Source organism: Mangrovactinospora gilvigrisea (assembly GCF_001879105.1).
GTDB lineage: Bacteria > Actinomycetota > Actinomycetes > Streptomycetales > Streptomycetaceae > Mangrovactinospora > Mangrovactinospora gilvigrisea.
In genome coordinates, this window is the sequence record NZ_MLCF01000052.1 from 1 (window position 1) to 18,230 (window position 18,230).

Here is an 18,230-nt window from a genome sequence, read left to right on the forward strand (position 1 = left end):
AGGACAACTTCCCCGCCGACCGCGAGGCCGGGGACAAGATGGTCGCCGCCTGGCCGAGCCTGACGACCTCGATGCGCGCCAACCGTGCCTTCATGCACCGCACCACCCGGTGGCTGATCCGCCGCGGCATCGACCAGCTGTTGGACATCGGCACCGGCATCCCCACCAGCCCCAACGTCCACGAGGTCGCCCAGGCCATCGATCCGCAGGCGCGGGTGGTCTACACCGACAACGACCCCATCGTCCTGGCCCACGCCCGCGCCCTGCTGCGCACCAGCACCCCGAAGGGCCGCATCGGCTACGAGGAGGCCGACCTGCGCGATCCGCGGGCGCTGCTGCACACGCCGGCCGTCCGGCAGACCCTCGATCTGACTCGGCCGGTGGGGGTGCTGCTGCTGGCGGTCCTGCAGTTCGTCCCCGACAGCGAAGCCCACGAGATCCTGCGGACCCTGGTTCAGCAGCTGCCGCCGGGCAGCTTCGTCGCGGTCTCCCTGCCCACCGCGGACACCGCCGGCGAGGCCGCCGACCGCGTCGCCGGCCACTACGGCGAGTCCGGGATACCGGTGGTGATGCGCACCGCCGCCGAGGTCACCCGCCTCCTGACGAGCTGCGGCATCGACATCGCTCCCCCCGGGGTCCACCTCGTGCACCGCTGGAACCCCGACCCCGACACCACGCCAGAGGATGACAGCCAGGTGGCGATGTACGGCGGGATCGGCATCACGCCGTAGACCGATGATCTGCCACTACCTGTTCATGCACCTCGTCGTGCCGGGCTTTTTCACCATCGCCGTCCTGAACGCGCGCCGCCACGCCCGCCGCGCCCGCTCCGGAACCGTCGAGGCACCGCGCTCGCCGCAGGCCACCCAGCGCTACGCCACCCTCGGCTGCGCCGGACTCGGCGGGCTCACCGCCGCCCTGTTCATCCTCGCCGGCCTCATCCCCCACGCCCCCTGACGCCTCCCCGCAATCGGAGAAGACCCTGCCGTGACCGTCGTGCTGATGACCGATCACCCCGCCTGGACCCGCCCGCCCGCAGGGACCGACCCGGAACGCGTCCTGCTGTTCAACAACGGCGTGTGGCGTCTTAGGTTCGACGGCCGCGAGGTCCTCAGCACGCTGCTGACCGCGCCCTGGGAGAACGACTGCCGTCCGGACGCGCCGACCGCGATCCCGGTGTTTCGCATCCCGGCCGCCCGCCTGCCGACGACGCTTCCCGAACCGGCGCGGGCCGCGCTGGAGGGCATCGAGGCGGTGGTGCGGGTCCCCAACCCCAGCCTGTGGGACGCCCTCACCGCCGCCTTCATCCGCACCAACGCCGCGGACGAGGCCGCGGCACGGCAGCTGTACGGCCGGTGGTGCGCCTGCTTCGGAGCGCTGCCGGTGATGGACGGCACCACCGTGGGGTGCACGCCCCCGCCGGCGGTCGTGGTGCACCTGACGGCCCGCCATGCCGAGGCCGTTGGGCTGGAGCAGCTGCGTCCGCGGCTGCGTGTGGCCGCGGAGACCTTCCTCCAGTCCGCCGGCGCGTTGGCGCGCCTTCCGGGTGATGCCCTGGTCGCCGCGCTGGTGCGGCAGACCGGCCTGCCGCGGCAGGCCGCGGCCCTGGCGGCCGCCGACTTCATCGGCGACTTCGGCCTGCACCCCATCAACGACGTGCTGCACCGGGCCGCCGTCCGGCTGCTGGTCGACCGCTCCTGGCCCGAGGAGCCCCGCGCGTTCGCCCGCCGCTGGCGGGCGCTGGCCGCCACGGAGCGGGAGTTGAGCGCCCTGACCCTGTTCGTCCTGGCCCACGCCACCTTGGGATCGGAGGCCGCGCCGTGTGCACCCGCCCCACACCCCCCCTAGCCGAAGCCCCGGCCGGCCGAAGCCGCGCCCGCCGACTCCCCGCCCCGCCGTCGAGCACCCTCAAGGGCGCCACCGGGCCCTCGCCGTCGCCGCCCGCCGCGACCGGCAGCCGCGCAGCGGCGGCGGACGGCCGGCGCGTTCTCGCGCCGGGACTGGCGGTGCATCCGCTGGGAATCCGCTGCCGGATGCCGGCCCGCACCCGCGAGGCCCCGCCCGCGGTCAGGGCGGCCGAGCAGAGCGCCCTGGCCGCGCTGCAGCGTGCCTACGAGCTGGGCGCGACCGTGATCGACATCGGCAGCACCGGGTCCTCGCGGCGCCTGGCCGCCCGCTTCCTGGCCGACCTGCCGCGCAGGCGCGTCGTGGTGAGCGCCACCGTCGCCGCCACGGGCGCCGACCGCGCCGCCGAGCCGTGGTCGCCCGCGCTCCTGCGGCGTCGTCTGCGCTCCGTCCTGCGGGACCTGGCCATCGATCACCTGGATCTGATGGCCCTTCGCTGCGCCGACATCGCCGCGGCCGGGCCGCTCCGCATCGCCACGGAGCTGAACGCCCTGCGCGGGCAGGGCCTGTTCGACGCGCTCGCGCTCGACCTGAGCGGGCCGCCCTCCTGCCTGCCGTGGCGCACCGGGCCAACAAGCTCCTCCGACCCGTCCGCGGTCCGGGCCGCGATCGAAGCCCTGGAACCCGCGGTACTGGTGGCCGACTTGAGCGCGCTGACGGCGCCCGCCCCGACCGGCCTCGATCCGTTCGCGCTTGCCGCCAACCACGGGCTCGCCGTGCTGGTCACCGATCCACTGGCCCACGACCTGCTCCTCGGCCCGGGCGCCCGCACCCCACGACCGGCCAGGGCCACGGATGCGACCGAGACCGCACCGCTGGGCAGCACCCGCGAGCAGGTGAAGGCGATCGACGGCCACCTGCTCGCGATCGGCACCCGGTTCGGATCGACCACCGCGGACCTGACGCGCGCCTTCCTGCGGATGCTGCTGCACCGCCACTGCCGGACCGTGGTGCTGTGCGAGCTGGCCGAGCACCGCATGGAGGAGTACTTCGGCGGCCTCGGCGCTGCTTTCACCTCCGACGACGCGGACTTCCTCGGCCGGTGGGGCGAGCGTCTGCGCCGGCGCCTGGTCGCGCTCGATCCCGCGCCCCAGCCCACCGAAGAAGAGGACTGTCGATGACCCTGCATCAGTTAGTGGCGCAGCAACCGGCCGCGATCGACGGCGCGCCACCGCCGCTGGGCCCTCAGTGCCGAGGGTCCCGTCGGCCCCGGCGGACCGCTGCCGTCCATGCTCGACCGCGCCCACACCTGGGAGGCCGCCGGTGAACAGGTTCGCACCCAGGCCGGTGATCTGGCCCGAGTTCCTGAAGCTGCTGCGGGCCGCCGACCGCAGTTACCCTGCGCGCTCCGGCCTGGTAGCGGTGCGCGTCGGCGGCGTTTTCGACGCCGCCTCCGTGCCGGCCGGGCTCGCCGGCCCGGTGATCGAGCAGCTGCAGGATCGAGCCGGGCCCATCGGCCCGATCCTCAGCGACGCCCTCACCGAGGCCGTGGTGTTCCTGTTGCCGCCGTGCTCCGCCGAGAACCGGAAGTGGCCGACGGCCGAAGGAGTGCGTGTCCTTGCCCGCGACGAGGTCCTGCTGTGCCCGCTGCCGGGGTTCTCGGTGGGCGGCCTCGCGTGGCTGGTGCCGCCCGGGAGGCTCTCCGCAGGCGACCCGGCCGTGCTGGAGCCGATCCTGGCGGCCGCCCTCGGCGAGGACCGCACGCAGGCCCGGTCGTGACCGGTCGGCGGCCGGTCCCGTACGGAGCCAGGACGGCAACCAGCGCATCAGCCCGTGGCGCGGTCGGTGGGGATGGTGTACGCCAGCGTCCAGCGGCTCGCCGGCAGGACCAGATCCGAGGTCTCCAGCGCTTCGCCGCTCTCTCCCCGGTGGGTCCGCGCGATGGCGATAACGGCCGCGCCGGGCGGGATCCGGAACTGCTGCACCTGCTCAGGGCTCGCCTCGGCGATCGCGACGGTCTCCTGGACGGCGGCGACCGGATGGCCGAGCAGCTCCATCCGGCGCCGGACCCCGGCGCCGCGGTGCGGACCCGCCTCGGGCAGGGCCACGGCGCTGGAGGCCGTCTGGGCCAGGGACTCGTAGCTGGTGCGCAGCGCGATGATGCGGTCGCCGTCGCGGTAGCGGTAGGCGGTCTTGACCACGGACGCCTCCGGGGGCAGCCCCAGGCGCGCGGCGACCTCGGCCGGTGCGGGCACAACTGTGGAGTCGGCGCTGTAATCGCCGGACGGCGCGGCGTCCGCCGAGCGGTCCAGGGCCCGGGGCGGGCCGGCGGGCGCAATGACCTCGGGAGTGCGGCCGCGGCGCAGGGACAGATGGCCCTGTTCGGCGAGCAGGGCCACCGCGGCGGTGACGACGTCGGTGCTCTGGCCGAACTCGGCGCTCAGCTGCTGCCGCGACGGCAGGCGCTCGCCGGTCGCCAGCTGCCCGGACAGGTAGCGGGTGCGGATCTGCTCCGCGACGCGCACGTATCCGGCTTCCGCTGCCATGCCACTCCCTCGGCGATCGTGAAGATCCGGCCTGAGCTTGACACCTGTGCACTTATACGACAACTTACGGCCTTAGGTTTGAGCTTAGGGGCTTATCTTGAACGGCGATGACCGTGCCGCGGACGAGGCCCGCCTGACGGCCGAGAACGGCTGGTATCCCGCACGAATTACCGAGGGAAGCGACTGGTGCGTCGAGATCCAAATTCCCCCCGATGCCGACACCGGGCCGATCATGCGGCTGCTGACCGAGTGGCAGGGCCGTGCCCAGATCAGCAGGACCGCATCCAGCGACGCCCTGGTCCTGACGATCCGGCCGCCCGGGCATACCGCCGGCTGATGCGCGTGCGCCGGAGTGCGGGAGGTGGGCGATGAGGGTCTCGCGGCGTGTCTCCCTCGCGCTCGGGGCGCCGCTGGCGGCGCTGCTGGGCGTGGCCGCGGTCGTCGTGGACTCCTCGGCCGGCCAGGCGGTCGGCGCCGACCGGCTGGGCCGCATGGTCAGCGCCGCGTCCGCCGCGGCCGACGTCCTGGACCGCCTCCAGCAGGAGCGGTCGGCCGGTATCGCGGTGATGAGCACCGCCGGGCCGCGCGGGGACTTCACCGCCCGGGCGGCCGCCACCGACCAGACCCTGGCCCGCTACCGCACCCAGCGGGCGGGCCTGAAGGGACTGCCCGCCGGATCGGCCGCCGACCTGGCCGCCGTCGACGGCGACATCGCCCGCCTGCCGACGCTGCGCCGCGAGGTCCTCTCCCGGCGCTCCGCGGCCTCCGCCGTCGCCTTCGGCTACCGGATCATGGCCGCCGACCTGGTCGCCTACCGCGACTCGATCGCCCAGTCGGGCACCGCGCCCTCCGCGCTGGCCGACCAGATCCGCTCCGCGGCGGCGCTCTCCCAGGCCAAGGAGTCCGTCAGCGTCGAAGAGGGCGAGGTCCTGCAGGCCACCGGGCACATCCTGCAGCCCGCGGGCCGCCAGCAGTTGGACGCCGCGCGCCTGGACTACACCTCCGGCCTCGGATCCTTCACCTCCCTCGGCCGCACCCGATGGGAGTCGCTGCTGGAGCACACCCTCGCCGACCAGCAGATGCTCGCCGCCCAACAGGCCGAGGACGCCATCTCCCAGGTCCAGCCCGGATCCCGGCTCATCGTCCCGCCCCGCTCGTTCATGCGCGTGATGCAGCACCGCCTCCTCCTGCTGCGCACGGTCGAGGCGCAGGTCGACGCGCAGCTGGAGACGTCGGTCCAGGCCCTGGTCGAGCAGCAGGCGGAGCAGGCCGGAGCGGTCGCCGGCGGGATGCTGATCCTGCTGCTGGGTGTCGGCATCGCCGCGGTGCGCATCAGCAGGCGCCTGGTGACCGAGCTGCAGGGGCTCACCCAGGCCTCGATGCACGTCGCCGCCGTGCTGCCGGCCCAGATCGAGCAGGGCATCCGGCCCGGTCAGGGGGGCCTGTCGGTCAAGGCGGCCTCCGGTCGCGTGCGCACCGGCGAGGTCCAGGAGCTGCTGCTGGCGTTCGACGGCGTCGTGGCGATCGTGTGGGGACTGGCCATCGAGCAGGGCCGGCGCCGCGAGGTCCAGGAAGCCAACCTCCTGCAGCTGGCCATGCGCATCCACACGCTGCGGCAGGAGACCACCGCGCGCATCACCGAACTGGAGGAGCAGGCCAGCGCCGACGAGCTGGCGCACTACTTCGGCCTGGACTCGATCAACGAACGCATCGGGCGCCTCATCCGAAGCCTGCGCACCTTGGCCGGCGACTACGAACCCGGTCGGCACAAGGCCTTCGGGACTCTGGACGTGGTGCGCGGCGCCATCAGCCAGGTCGAGCAGTACGCGCGCGTCGACCTCCAGCCGGTCGGCCCCGAGGTGGCGGCCGTCCAGGTCGCCGCACCCGTGGTCGACGACCTGGCGCACCTGCTGGCCGAACTCCTGGACAACGCCCTGGCCTTCTCGGCCCCGGACACGCGGGTGGTGGCGACCATACGTCCCTGGGGCGAGGGCGTTCTGATCTCCGTGACCGACCAGGGCATCGGGATCCCCCCGCGCGCCCGCGAGGACCTCAACAGGCTTCTGCGCACCCCGCCGGTGGATGCGACCAGCCAGATGACCCGGGTCGGCCTGCAGGTTGTGACACGTCTGGCGGCCCGCCACGGCGTCACGGTCGAGATCGCCGAGTCCCACCCCGGATCTGGTCGGCACCGTCGCGCCGACGATGCCCGACCCGCCCGCGGCACGACGGTCCATGTGATGGTCCCGGCGACCGCGACCGTGCAGCCCGTCGAATGCCCGCCCAAGCCGCCCGCCCACATCCCGGCGCGCCCGCGCGCACTGCGCACCCCGCCCACGGAACCGAACGCGGGTCCCGGCGGGATTCCCGGCCAGCGGGCGCCCGCGACGGCCTCGGCCTCAACCCTGCCGCGCCGTCAGCCGCGGGCGACCGGGCACACCGGGACACCGCAGGATGCGGCACCCCGCGACCAGGGCCCCGCCATCAGCGCCCCCGCGAACCTCACCCGCGCACTGAACGCGTCCCGCCGCTCCGGTCCCGACCGGAGCGCCACACGCAAGGAGCAGACGTGACGAACACCGACATCACCTTCCTCCTGACGAGGTATCAGGAACAGAATCCAGGGGTGACGCGCGTGGTGGCCCTGACCCTGGACGGCCTGGTGCAGGCCCACACCGGGTCCGCGGATCTGGACGGCACCGAGAACGCACGCCAGGCCGCGGCCGAGCGCCTGGCGGCCGCCTCCTCGGGGCTGCTGGCCAGCGCGCACGCCATCGCCAAGGACGGTGGCAAGGGCAAGGCCAAGCTCGTGATCATCCAGGCCCAGGGCGGCGAGGTGTATCTCGTCGCCGCCCACCACGCGTGCCTGGTCATCGAGACGGCACCCGGCTACGACTCGACCGCGGTGATGAACAACGCCAACACCCTGATCGACAAGGTCGGCGAGGCGATCGCCCAGCCCGCTCGGCCCACCACCCACCCCGTCAGATAGCGAGGAAGAGATGACCCTCAGCCGACGCACCGTCATCGCCTCTGCGGCGATAGCCCCGCTGGCCCTCGCGGGCTGCGCCAGCAGTGACACCGCCTCGACCGGATCGACGATCACCGTGGGGTTCCTGGCCAGCCAGACCGGCATCTACCAGCCGGTCGGCGAAGACATGATCAACGGCTTCCGGCTGTACCTGGCCCTGCACGGCAACCGGCTGGGCGGCCACCGGGTGCACCTGGTGGTGGGGGACGAGGGCCTCGGCCCGGACAAGGCCGTGCCCGCCACCACCACCATGGTCAAGAAGGATCGGATCTCGCTGCTGGCCGGAGGCGTTGGCGGCGGGACGGTCACGGCCGTGCAGGATCTGACCCGCCAGGCGCAGATCCCCTTCCTCGCGGCGAACGCCGGCCCCGACAAGCCGAAGCTCGAATACCTGTGGCAGACCTCCTACCTGTCCACCGATCCCGGCACCGCCCTGGCCCCGCAGGTCCTGAAAGACGTCCGCGGGCCGGTCTACGCCGTCGGCCCGGACTACCAGGGCGGCTGGGACGAACTGCGGGGATTCACCGCGGAGTTCGCCAAGATCGGGGGCAAGCTGGCCAATCCCGGCGGGAAGACCCTGTTCATCGATATGAAGGTCACCGACTTCACCCCCTACTTCGCCCGCATCCAGGCCTCCGGCGCCAAGGCGGTCTACGCGTTTTTCGCCGGCGGGGCCGCGATCGCCTTCGTCAAGCAGTACCGGCAGTCCCCGCTCGCCCATCTGCCGCTGTACGGTCCCGGTTTTTTGACTGAGGGCACCCCGACGCTGAACGCCGAGGGCTCGGCGGCCCTGGGCGTCACCACCAGCCTGAACTACAGCGCGGACCTGGACACCGCCGCCAACCGCGCGTTCGTGGCCGCCTGGAGCGCCCGCCATCCCGGAACCCTGCCCACCACCTACGCGATGGCCTCCTACGACGCCGCCGCGGTGGCCGACCGGGCGATCGCCGCCGCCACCAAGGACGGGAACGTCCCCACCCCGCAGCAGATCAACACGGCCATCGGCGGTCTGGGGCAGCTTCCCAGCCCCCGCGGCACCTGGCAGTTCAACAAGACCACGCACGCCCCGGCCCAGCCCTGGTACCTGCGAACCGTCGTCAAGGACGGCAACAGCCTCGCCAACCGCCAGGTCAAGAACCTCGCCACCCTGGGCGGCTGACGGTGGCGGTGCACGCAGCGCTGCTGCCTGCGCTCGACGGCCTCGCCTACGGCCTGCTGCTGTACCTGATCGCCGGTGGTCTCGCCCTGGCCTACGGGGTCGGCGGCGTCCTCAACCTCGCGGTCGGCGCCCAGGTCGCCCTCGGCGCCTACCTCGGCGCACAGGTCTCGGACGGCACCGTGGCAAACCTGCTGCTCGGCGCCGGGGCCGGGGCCGCCGCCGGAGCGGCGAGCGGCGCCGTGCTCGCAGGCCTCACCGCGCCGCTGATCCGCCGCGGCCAACTGCCCCAGGCCCTGGCCACCTGGGGCGCCGGACTGCTCATCACGGCGACGCTCAGCGCCAGTTCCGGCGGCCAGGAGCAGCCGGTGCGGCTGCCGCCGGGCCTCGATCACGCGGTGCAGGTGCTCGGGGTGCGCTACCCGCTGTACCGGCTGGTGCTGGCCGCCGCCGTCCTCGTCGTGATCGGCGTCGGGCTGCTGGTGCTGCACCGATCGCGCGCCGGGGTGCTGGTGCGCGCCGCGGCGGACGACCCGCAGCTGCTGGCCGGACTCGGTATCCGCCCCTCCGCCGTCCACACCGGGATGATGGCCGCGGCCGGCGGGTTGGCCGGCCTCGCCGGATCTCTCGGCGGTCCGGTGCTGGGCACCGGCCCCGGCACCGGCGACACCGCCCTGCTGCTGTCCCTGGTGGTCGTCGTCCTCGGCGGCCTGTCCTCCCTCAAGGGCACCGCCCTCGCGGCGCTTTGCGTCGGGGAGGTGCAGACCCTGGGGGTGAGCCTGGCCCCGAGCCTGGCGCCGTATCTGCTGTACGCGGCGATGGCGCTCGTGCTTGTGGTGCGGGCCCTGCACCAGCGCCCCACCGGTGAGGCCCCCCGGCTCGCACCCGGGAGCGTCCGCTCCGCGGTGGTGCGTCTGGGCGAAGTGCCCGCCCGCCTGACGGCCCGTCTGCCGCGTGTGCTGGCCCTTCGCGGCGCGGCCGGGCGTCCCGTCCTCGCGGCCGCGGCCGCGGCGGTGGCGGTGCTGGCCGCGGCCCCGTGGCTGGCCTCGGACTGGGTGCTGACCTTGCTGCAAGGGGCGTTGGCGCTCGGGCTGGTGGCCGCCTCTGCCACGGTGGTCACCGGGCGCCTGGGGATCCCGGCGCTCGGCCAGGCCGCCCCGGCGGCCGCCGGCGGCTATGCGACGGCCCTTTTGGTCACCCACGGCCAGGAGGTCGGGCCCCTGCAGCTAACGGCCGCAGCCGCGGCGGGGGCCGCTCTCGCGCTGGCCACCACACCGCTGCTGGCCGCCGCGCGCGGCGCGACCGCGCTGATGATCAGTCTGGCGATCAGCGAGCTGACCGCACTGGCGGCCGCCCACGCCACCGCGCTGACCGGCGGCAGCAACGGCCTGAGCGCCCTGGCCGCCCCCCGGCTGTGGTGGGGGCTGCCGCCCCTGAGCGACCGCGGCCTCTACTGGTACCTGCTGGCCGCCGCGCTGGCGGCCACCACCGCCACCGCCCTGGTGTTGCGCCGCGCACCGGGATGGCTGCTGGACGGCATCCGCCAGGCCGAGCCGCGGATGCGCGCCAGCGGCCACCCCGTCGCCCGCATCGTGGCCGCCACCTACACCGCGGCCGGCGCCCTGGCCGGGCTCGGCGGCGGCCTGCTGGTGACCGCGAACGGCTTCATCTCGCCCGACGACGCCGGATACGCCGCCTCCGCGCTCGCCCTGCTGGCCGCCGTGATCGGCGCCTCCCGCTCCCTGATCGGCGCGCTGATCGGCGCCGGTCTGGTCATCGCCTGCCGCGACGGGCTCTCCACGTTCTGGGGCGGATCGAGCAACGTCCTGCTGGGTGCGCTCTTCCTGGTCGCCGGACTGCTGGTGACCACCCGCAGCCCCGCGCCCCGCGCCACCTCCACACCAACGGAGGCATCATGACGCCGCCCCCTGCTGCCGCCCTGGAGCTGACCGGCCTCTCCTACCTGGACGACCGCATCCTGCACGACCTGGACCTGACCGTGACGGCCGGCTCCCGGCACGCCCTGATCGGTGCCAACGGCGCGGGCAAGTCCTCCCTGTTGAACCTGATCGCCGGCCTCGCCGCCCCGAGCCGCGGCCGGATCCTCCTCGACGGCCGCGACATCACCCGCCGCACCCAGCGCGCCCGCGCCCGGCTCGGCATCGCCCGGACCTTCCAGACCCCCTCCCTGATCGACGACCACACCGTGATCCGCAACATCACCGTCGCCGCCCGGCCGCACCACCCGACCCGCCGACAAGCCGGCAGCGCCACCTGCCAGATCATCGGCCGCCTCGGCCTGACACCGATCGCAGCCCGCCCGGTCGGCACCCTCTCCCACGCCCAGCGCCGCCTGGTCGACCTCGCCGGCGCGCTGGCCTCCCGACCGCGGCTGCTGCTGCTGGACGAGCCCTCCTCGGGCCTCGACGAAGCCAGCATCGCCCTGATCGGCGAGATCCTGACCCGCCTTCAGGACGTGACGGTGATCCTGGTCGAACACGACCTGTCCCTCGTCACCTCCGTCGCCACCCACATCAGCGAACTCCGCGACGGCCAGGCCCACCCGCTCGACCACGCCGCCCTCGGGCCCGATGCAACGGCCCTGCACCAAGGTCGGGCACAGGGGCAGTCGTGCTGAGGGTCATCGGCCTCACCGTCCACCACGGCGCCATGCCCGCCGTCCGGGAGGCGGACCTTGCCGTCGGCCCCGGCCAGCTGCACGCCCTCGTCGGCGCCAACGGCGCCGGGAAATCCACCCTCCTTGCCGCACTGGCCGGACACCTGCGGCCCAGCATCGGCACCATCACCCTCGACGGCCACCCCGTGACCCGATCCGCGTACCGGGCCGCCCCCGCCGGCATCGCCCTGGTCCCCCAAGACGGCGGCGTCTTTCCCCATCTGACGGTCGCCGAGCACTTCCGCCTGCACCGCTACACCACCAACGCCAGCGGGCTGGCCGAGGCGGGCGAGCTGTTCCCGCGCCTGGGTGAGCGCTCCGGTCTGCGGGCCGGAATGCTGTCCGGCGGCGAGCAGCGGATGCTCGCCGTCACCCTGGCACTCGCCGTCCGCCCCCGCCTGCTGCTGCTGGACGAACCCACCGAGGGCCTCGCCCGCGAACTGGCCGACACCCTCCACCACCACATCACCGCCCTGGCCGGCCGCGAGATCGCCGTCCTGATCGCCACACCGCGCCCGCAGGAGGCCGCAAACCTCGGCGCCATCACCCACACCCTCGACCGCGGCCGCCTGACCACCAACCAGCAGGAGCACTAATGACCTACTCCTTCAGCAACTCCGCCTCCACCGGCCACGAGCAACTCGACCTGCTCGCGAGCCTCCTGGACGGCAAGACCCAAGGCCATATTGAGGCACTCGACCTGCCCGAGGCGGCCCAGTGCTGGATCCCCGGCGCCGGCAGCGGCACCATCGCCCGCTGGCTCGCAGAGCGCGACCCGCAGGGCCTGGTCCTGGCCACCGACATCGACCCGAAGATCGACGAGCCGCTGCCCAAGAACCTGATCATCGAAGTCCACGACCTGACGACCGACCCCTACCGGACCGGCTGGGACCTGATCGCCATCCGCCTGGTGCTCTGCCACCTGCCGCAACGTCAGCAGATCCTCCAGCAGATGGCCGCAGCACTGAAGCCGGGCGGCTGGCTCCTGATCGAGGACTGGGGGTGGTCCGCGCCACCGTCGGCCTACGCCGCACCGACGCCCGCCGACGCCGCCCTGTTCGACACGATGTCCGACGCCAACCTCACGCAGCTTCAGGACCGCGGCGCGGATCCCGCCTGGGCCGAATCACTGCAGCAGCACATGGACCAGCACCTGACCGATGTGCAGGGCTGGCGCTACGACGAGCGGTGGGAGGGCGGCAGCCCCGGCTGCCGCCTGCACGCGATCAACCTCGCGCAGCACCGGGAGCGGCTGCTGGCCGACGGCATCACCGCCGACGAACTGGACCGGGCCGCCGCCCTGCTGACCGACCCCGCCCTGAGGACCTACGCCTACGCGCTGCACGCCTGCGCCGGCCGGCGCCCTCCGCTCTAGCCGTGACCTGCGGGGCCTTGGCCCCGCGTATCGAAGGCAGCCTGCCTTCCCCCTAGACGGCGGATCCACCGGATCCGCCCGCGGCCGCCGGCTCACGCTGGCTCCCCCACGCAAGTTATGAAGCCGACGGCCACTCCCACCCCCGACACGGGCACCGGCGCCCTACCCCGCGCAACCCCACCAACCGCTCTCCCGCGAATCAGCCGATGATCCGGCCCCATGTGGGCGACCAGGCCACCGTGCCCACCCCGCTCCGAGAGGCACTTCATGACCACCCGTCACACCGCATCCACCACCCTGTCCGGCGGTGAGCGATCACCCCACGCACCGTGGAAGCTCAACACCCAACTCGTCGACACCCTGAGCAAGCAGGGCCACGTGCGCACCCCGGCCGTCGAGCACGCGATGCGCGCCGTGCTGCGCCACCAATTCCTGCCCGGCGTCACCCTTGACGACTGCTACACCGACACCGCCGTGCCCTTTCAACGCGACGGAGACGGCAACCTCCTGGCGTGCGCCGCTCGACCCTCCCAGGTCACCGCGATCCTGGAGCTGCTGCACGTCGAGCCCGGGGATGCGGTCCTGCAGATCGGGGTCGGCTGCGGCTACACCACCGCCCTCCTCGCCGTCCTTGCCGGGAAGAAGGGACGGGTGACCGGGGTCGACATCGACCCGTTCGCCCTCCAACGGGCCGGCGAGTCGCTGGCGTTCGCCCGGCCGCTGGGCACCGTCCGCCTGCACCCCGGCGACGGCGCGCACGGCCGACCCAGCTCCGGCCCCTACCAGCGCATCCTCGCCACAACAAGCGTCCGAACCGTCCCCGGGCCGTGGCTGGAGCAACTGGAATCTGGTGGGCTGTTGGTGGTGCCGATCCGGCTCGGCGGCACCGTCACCCGCCTGATCGCCTTCACCCACCGCGACGGAGCATGGACCAGCACCGCGTCCGCGCCCTGCCGCCACGCGACGCCGATGCGCAGCGCCCACCCGCCCGAGCACCACGCGATGCTCCCGTTGACGGCCTCCGGCTCGGTGCGGCTGCCGGTCCATGCCGAGCAGCACGCCCATGCCGGTGCACTCTCCCACGTCCTGGATGGGCCGGCCCGGAGCGCCGCCTGGACGGGGGTGGTCCTCGGCGCGGGTGAGTCGGCCGAGTGGCTGGAGGTGCACTTGGCCTCTGCAATGCCCGGCGGCGTCTCCGATCTCCGCCTCGATCTCCGCGCTCCCGGCCCGCTGCCCGTCGCCAGCCCCTTCCGCGGCTGCGGGGCCGCCGTCGACGGCGCTAACCTCGCCTACCTCACGCTCCGCAAGGCCGCGCCGGCGACAGCGGGAGCCGATACCGGCGGCGTCGAGCTGGGGGTGATCGGCCACGGCCCGCATCCCGAACCGCTCGCGGAGCAGTTGGTCGAGGCCGTCCGCGACTGGGACCGGCATCTGCGCGGCCGCACCGCCCACTTCACCCTCACCACCAGTAAGGCAGCGCAGCCTTCCGCAGGAGGCGACGCGCGTCCCCGCGCCGACGACCTTGTTCGAGCCGCTGTCAGGTGGCGGTGACCGGTCGATCCGTGCATGCGTTTGCCCCGTTGCCCATCCGGCGTCGAACGCGTTGACGATGCAGAGCGTGTGTTGGCCCTTATCCCTATCGGATGTCCGGAGGTCTGCTGCGAAGCCCCAACGCCCCCACCTGGACGCTCTGATCATCCTGGAACGCGAGGAGAAGGTCCTGCTCGCGCTGCGCGCCGGCACCGGCTACCGCGACGGCTGGTACAACCTCCCCTCGGGCAAGGCCGTGGAAGGCGAGGACATCATCACCGCCGCCGTCCGCGAGACCCGGGAAGAGATCGGCATCCACCTGACCCCCAGCCAGCTCCAGACCGTGCACGTCCTGCACCACTACACCCCCGAGCACACCCACCGCATCTGCTGGTTCCTGCGCGCCACCGAATGGACCGGCGAGCCGGTCAACGCCGAACCCCACAAGTGCGCCGACCTCCTGTGGGCACCGACCGCGGCGCTGCCCGCCAACACGGTGCCCTACAACGCCGCGGGCATCCGCGCCTACCTCGCCGACATCCCCTTCTCCCTGCACGGCTGGCCCACCGCACCCGACCTGCACACGGCGGAGGCCCGCTCATGATCCGCAGCCGCAATGCCGTCTGCACCCTGGTGCGCGACCCCGGCTCCGGCCCGGTCGCGGCCTTGCGCTTCACGCCCCGCTCCTGGAGTCCCCAACCCCGGTGGACCCTGCCCGGCGGCAAGCAGGAGCCCGGCGAGGCGCTGGATGCCGCGGCGGCCCGCGAGCTGGCGGAGGAGACCGGGCTGCTGGCCGACCCCGGCGATCTGGAGCTGTTCCATGTCGTGCACGTGGAGAAGTCCTGGAGCGACGGCACGCCCTTCGTCCTGTTCGCCTTCACCACCAGCTGCTTCACCGGCACCCTGGCCAACCGCGAACCCGGCAAGCACGAGACGGTGGTCTGGGTGGAGGCGGCCGCCTTCCCCGAACCGGCCTTCCCCTCCACCCGCTTCGTCCTGGACGGCTACCTCGCCGGCGACACCCGCCGCTTCACCCGCCACGGCTGGCACCCCGCACCCCGACCGTGAGGACGACCCGCCATCATGCCCGGACACGCCACCGGTATCGGTGTCCACCTGATCATCCGCATGCACCACACGGTGCTGCTGGGCCTGCGCACGCCCGCCACCGGGTGGGCCGACGGCCAGTGGCACCTGCCTTCGGGGCATCTCGAACCCGGCGAGGACGTCCTGGCCGCGGCCGTCCGCGAGGCCGATGAGGAACTCGGCATCCGCATCCCCCGCCAGGCCCTGACGCTCGCTCATGTCTTGCACGACCTGGACGCGGACGACCACCGCGACCGGCTCCAGCTGTTCTTCGAGGTCGGCGACTACACCGGCCCCATCCGCAACCGCGAACCGGACAAGTGCGCCGACCTGCTGTGGTGGCCCCAGGACGACCTGCCCGACCCGACCGTCGCCTACGCGGCGCACGCCCTGCACGCGATCGCCGCCGGACAGCGCTGCTCGGCACGCGGCTGGCCGCAGTCCACCCCGACACAGTCATGAGGGCGCAGGGGTGAGTCCGGCATCCTCCACCACCGCGCGAGCACTTTGCACAGCAGCTCGCCGCCTGTGACGGCCCCGATCGAGTCCCGAGAGGCCGCCCCGAAGCGACTGTCAGCGGGGAGTCTCACAACCGTTGACGGTTGGGGATGGGGCCGCGCCCAGGATTCGGCAGGAATCCGGCCTCGATGCAGCAACACCGGCACCGCGCGTGGCAGACGCGGCACACCGGAGCTGATTTCGTCGACGAGAAGCAGGAAAAGCTGCCGGCGACGACCAGGATTCCTTGACGGGGCGTCGAGTCGCAGCTGCCGACGGACGCCAGGAACACCAGCACCTGCACGGCGCTTGCTGGAGCCAGGACCGGGAGACGAACCGCCTGCTGCGCGCCGTGATCGCGATCGGCCAGGCCTGCACGGCCACCGCCCCGAGCCGCCCCGCCGCCGGGCGGGAGGGCACGGGAACACACCTGGTGATTCGCCCCGGGCCATCGGGCCCTGACGCGGGGACGGTGCGCGAGCCCTTACGCCCCACCTGCCGCAACGCCCTTCGGGTGGTGCGGCGGGGCGGTGTCCTGGTGCCGGGGATCGGCGGCCCCGGCGGCACCCCGCCGCCCAACCAGCATGATCTTCAACCACCGGCTGACGCCGCGTCAACCAAGGCTCGCCGGACGAGACGGCTCCCGGGCCGGGTTGCGGGTACCGGCCCGAGAGCACCCCCGACGCTACCCTCCCCGCCCCTAGCCGAACGGCGCACCCCGCAACCCGGCACGACCTCCTGGCCCGCCGCGACACAGGGATCCGCATCAACGACGGCCGTAGAGCCGATCGAGAGGACTTGGACGGCCATCACCGGGTATCTGCTGCGGGGTGACGAGGCATCGCCTCGCATAGTAGAAAGTGGTGCCCCGCCCTACCGGCGTGGCGATCGGGTGAGGTGATGCGCTCGTGACTTCGGCCCCACAGGTCCGCGGCCTGCTGTCCGCACTCCGGCACGCTCCCGGCGGCCTCCTGGCCCTGCGCCGGTTCCCGGCCCAGCACTGCGCCCGCATCCTCGACCTCGATGCCGTCACCGTCTCCCTGCAAGGCGCCGGCAAACCCGAACTCGTGTGGTGGCCGCAATCGACGCCCGGCGCGGTCGACATGGAGGACCTGCAGTACCTGCTGTGCGAGGGGCCGCTGATCGACGCCGCCACCCACGTCCGCCCCGTGCTGGTCGCCGACCTGGAACTGGAGCCCCAGGACCGCTGGCCCGCCTTCCTCGCCGCCCCCGCCCCGAGCAGCTGGCCCCGCTCCGTGGCCGCCCTCCCGCTCACCGCCCAGGGCATCCCCATCGGCGTGCTCACCGGCTACCACCGGCAGCCCGGCGGCCTCAACACGCAGCGGCTGACCAACCTTCAGGCCCTGGCCCGGACCATCAGCACCATGGCCGGCGGCGCACCCGCGGCCGTGCCCGGGCTGCACCGCGCCGTGGTCCACCAGGCCGCAGGAGCCCTCGCCGACCACGAGGGCATGCCCCTGGCCGATGCCGCCAAAATCGTGTGCGCCCACCTGTTCGCCACCGGCCAACCCCTGATCGACGGCAGCCGCGCCCTGATCGCCCACCCCGAGGCCGCCTCACCCTGAACCCACCCGCCGACCGGGCCTCGCAATCAGGGCTCCGGAGCGATCGCATGGGCGCGGGGCGGCCCCTGGGGATCCAGGATCTGCAACGCCAGGTCGCGCAGCGCGATCCGGCGATCGCGGGCGTAGCGGCGCAGCAGCGTGAACGCCTCGCCGGTCGTCAGCCGATGGCGTTCGGCGAGCACGCCCTTGGCCTGCTCGATCAGGATGCGCGAGGTCAACGCGCCTTCCAGCTGGACGATCGTGGCGTGTGCCTCGGCCAGCCGGCGCCCGGCCAGCAGACCGGTCGCCGCGGCCGCGGCGATCAGCTCCGCCCGCCTCCACGCCGCCTCATCGACTCCGGGCACCACTCCGCGGGTCTGCGGCGCGTGTTCGGGCTTGGCGGCGGCCGCCGACCGTGGACGGCCGCCGATCCGGCCGGCGGTGCGCAGCAGCGTCACCGCCGCCACCACATCCTCACCGCCGGTCAGGGGCAGCGCGCAGACCTGCGCGTAGCCGGCGGCACGCGCCTGAGCGGCCCAGGAGGGCCACCGGAGGCGGGCGATCGGATGGGTCAGCGGGATCCACGGCTGCCGCCGGCCCGAGCGCAGGCAGTCCGCCGCCGGGCCCGGTGCCCCGGCCACCGCGGCACGGGCCAGCTCCAGGGCGCGGGGCTCGGTGGCAACCGGGCCGGTCAGCTGCTGTCGGAGGCCGGCCTGGTAGCCCAGGGCCGCGGAGGTCTGCAGCTGGCGGGTGAGCAGGTGGCAGGTGCGCTGCAGGACGGCGGACGGGTCATCGGCGGGTCTGGCCAGGTCCAGGACGGTCCGGGCGAGGTGGTCGGCGGCGAGTTCGGGGTCGCGGTCCGGCATGCCCATGCCGGCCCCCTTTCCGTTTTCTGGATGGCGATGGTGACCTGCGGGGCAG

At 73.5% G+C, this 18,230-nt stretch carries 20 protein-coding genes; 18 read left to right on the plus strand and 2 right to left on the minus strand.

The genetic code is table 11. The annotated features are described in order from the left end of the window. The 5 genes from BIV57_RS11000 to BIV57_RS11020 all read left to right on the plus strand — a co-directional run. The coding region (locus BIV57_RS11000) for an SAM-dependent methyltransferase (RefSeq protein ID WP_071656547.1) at positions 1-731 on the plus strand (731 nt) is incomplete at its 5' end. Between the two features lie 4 nt (positions 732-735). Then, positions 736-957 carry a hypothetical protein gene (locus BIV57_RS11005; RefSeq protein WP_071656548.1) on the plus strand — a complete coding sequence of 74 codons (222 nt, stop codon included), beginning with the start codon at positions 736-738 and terminating at the stop codon, positions 955-957. Positions 958-1,002: 45 nt separating this feature from the next. Then, positions 1,003-1,848, plus strand: coding sequence for a hypothetical protein (locus BIV57_RS11010; protein ID WP_139275590.1), 846 nt, complete (start codon positions 1,003-1,005; stop codon positions 1,846-1,848). A 185-nt stretch (positions 1,849-2,033) separates the two neighbouring features. Then, complete coding sequence (locus tag BIV57_RS11015) at positions 2,034-3,026, plus strand: aldo/keto reductase (protein WP_071656550.1); 993 nt, start codon at positions 2,034-2,036, stop codon at positions 3,024-3,026. A gap of 142 nt (positions 3,027-3,168) precedes the next feature. Further along, entirely contained in the window at positions 3,169-3,624 is a 456-nt protein-coding gene (locus tag BIV57_RS11020; protein ID WP_139275594.1) for a hypothetical protein, read from the plus strand. A gap of 47 nt (positions 3,625-3,671) precedes the next feature. Here BIV57_RS11020 and BIV57_RS11025 read toward each other — a convergent pair whose 3' ends face one another. Next, complete coding sequence (locus BIV57_RS11025) at positions 3,672-4,391, minus strand: GntR family transcriptional regulator (protein WP_079170222.1); 720 nt, start codon at positions 4,389-4,391, stop codon at positions 3,672-3,674. A gap of 97 nt (positions 4,392-4,488) precedes the next feature. On the opposite strand from BIV57_RS11025, the gene BIV57_RS11030 reads away from it, so the two are divergent. From BIV57_RS11030 to BIV57_RS11090, 13 genes are all read left to right on the plus strand, one after another. Beyond that, the gene (locus BIV57_RS11030; RefSeq protein WP_071656553.1) at positions 4,489-4,728 is read left to right on the plus strand and encodes a hypothetical protein; all 240 of its coding nucleotides are present in this window, start codon (positions 4,489-4,491) and stop codon (positions 4,726-4,728) included. Positions 4,729-4,759: 31 nt separating this feature from the next. Further along, positions 4,760-6,964, plus strand: coding sequence for a sensor histidine kinase (locus BIV57_RS11035; protein WP_071656554.1), 2,205 nt, complete (start codon positions 4,760-4,762; stop codon positions 6,962-6,964). Next, positions 6,961-7,383 (plus strand): roadblock/LC7 domain-containing protein, encoded by a 423-nt coding sequence (locus BIV57_RS25105; protein WP_071656555.1) that lies wholly within the window; start codon positions 6,961-6,963, stop codon positions 7,381-7,383. Before BIV57_RS11035 ends, BIV57_RS25105 begins: the two co-directional genes overlap by 4 nt. Positions 7,384-7,393: 10 nt before the next feature. Next, positions 7,394-8,581 carry an ABC transporter substrate-binding protein gene (locus BIV57_RS11045; protein WP_071656556.1) on the plus strand — a complete coding sequence of 396 codons (1,188 nt, stop codon included), beginning with the start codon at positions 7,394-7,396 and terminating at the stop codon, positions 8,579-8,581. Positions 8,582-8,583: 2 nt separating this feature from the next. Next, positions 8,584-10,497: an ABC transporter permease subunit gene (locus tag BIV57_RS11050; protein WP_071656557.1), complete on the plus strand. Its 1,914-nt coding sequence runs from the start codon at positions 8,584-8,586 to the stop codon at positions 10,495-10,497. Then, positions 10,494-11,216, plus strand: coding sequence for an ATP-binding cassette domain-containing protein (locus BIV57_RS11055; RefSeq protein ID WP_071656558.1), 723 nt, complete (start codon positions 10,494-10,496; stop codon positions 11,214-11,216). The genes BIV57_RS11050 and BIV57_RS11055 overlap by 4 nt, the downstream gene beginning before the upstream one ends. Then, entirely contained in the window at positions 11,210-11,851 is a 642-nt protein-coding gene (locus BIV57_RS11060) for an ABC transporter ATP-binding protein (protein WP_071656559.1), read from the plus strand. The genes BIV57_RS11055 and BIV57_RS11060 overlap by 7 nt, the downstream gene beginning before the upstream one ends. Continuing rightward, positions 11,851-12,630 (plus strand): class I SAM-dependent methyltransferase, encoded by a 780-nt coding sequence (locus tag BIV57_RS11065; RefSeq protein ID WP_071656560.1) that lies wholly within the window; start codon positions 11,851-11,853, stop codon positions 12,628-12,630. Before BIV57_RS11060 ends, BIV57_RS11065 begins: the two co-directional genes overlap by 1 nt. Before the next feature lie 267 nt (positions 12,631-12,897). Further along, on the plus strand, positions 12,898-14,181 hold the full coding sequence (locus BIV57_RS11070; RefSeq protein ID WP_071656561.1) for a methyltransferase domain-containing protein: 1,284 nt from the start codon (positions 12,898-12,900) through the stop codon (positions 14,179-14,181). A gap of 67 nt (positions 14,182-14,248) precedes the next feature. After that, complete coding sequence (locus tag BIV57_RS11075; protein ID WP_245797552.1) at positions 14,249-14,764, plus strand: NUDIX hydrolase; 516 nt, start codon at positions 14,249-14,251, stop codon at positions 14,762-14,764. Beyond that, complete coding sequence (locus tag BIV57_RS11080) at positions 14,761-15,228, plus strand: NUDIX domain-containing protein (RefSeq protein ID WP_071656563.1); 468 nt, start codon at positions 14,761-14,763, stop codon at positions 15,226-15,228. Before BIV57_RS11075 ends, BIV57_RS11080 begins: the two co-directional genes overlap by 4 nt. Before the next feature lie 15 nt (positions 15,229-15,243). Further along, the gene (locus BIV57_RS11085; RefSeq protein WP_071656564.1) at positions 15,244-15,708 is read left to right on the plus strand and encodes an NUDIX domain-containing protein; all 465 of its coding nucleotides are present in this window, start codon (positions 15,244-15,246) and stop codon (positions 15,706-15,708) included. 944 nt (positions 15,709-16,652) lie between these two features. Beyond that, the gene (locus BIV57_RS11090) at positions 16,653-17,330 is read left to right on the plus strand and encodes a GAF domain-containing protein (protein WP_071656565.1); all 678 of its coding nucleotides are present in this window, start codon (positions 16,653-16,655) and stop codon (positions 17,328-17,330) included. A gap of 26 nt (positions 17,331-17,356) precedes the next feature. On the opposite strand, the gene BIV57_RS11095 is transcribed toward BIV57_RS11090, so the two are convergent. After that, positions 17,357-18,181 (minus strand): ANTAR domain-containing response regulator, encoded by an 825-nt coding sequence (locus BIV57_RS11095; RefSeq protein ID WP_071656566.1) that lies wholly within the window; start codon positions 18,179-18,181, stop codon positions 17,357-17,359. Between the last annotated feature and the right edge of the window lie 49 nt (positions 18,182-18,230).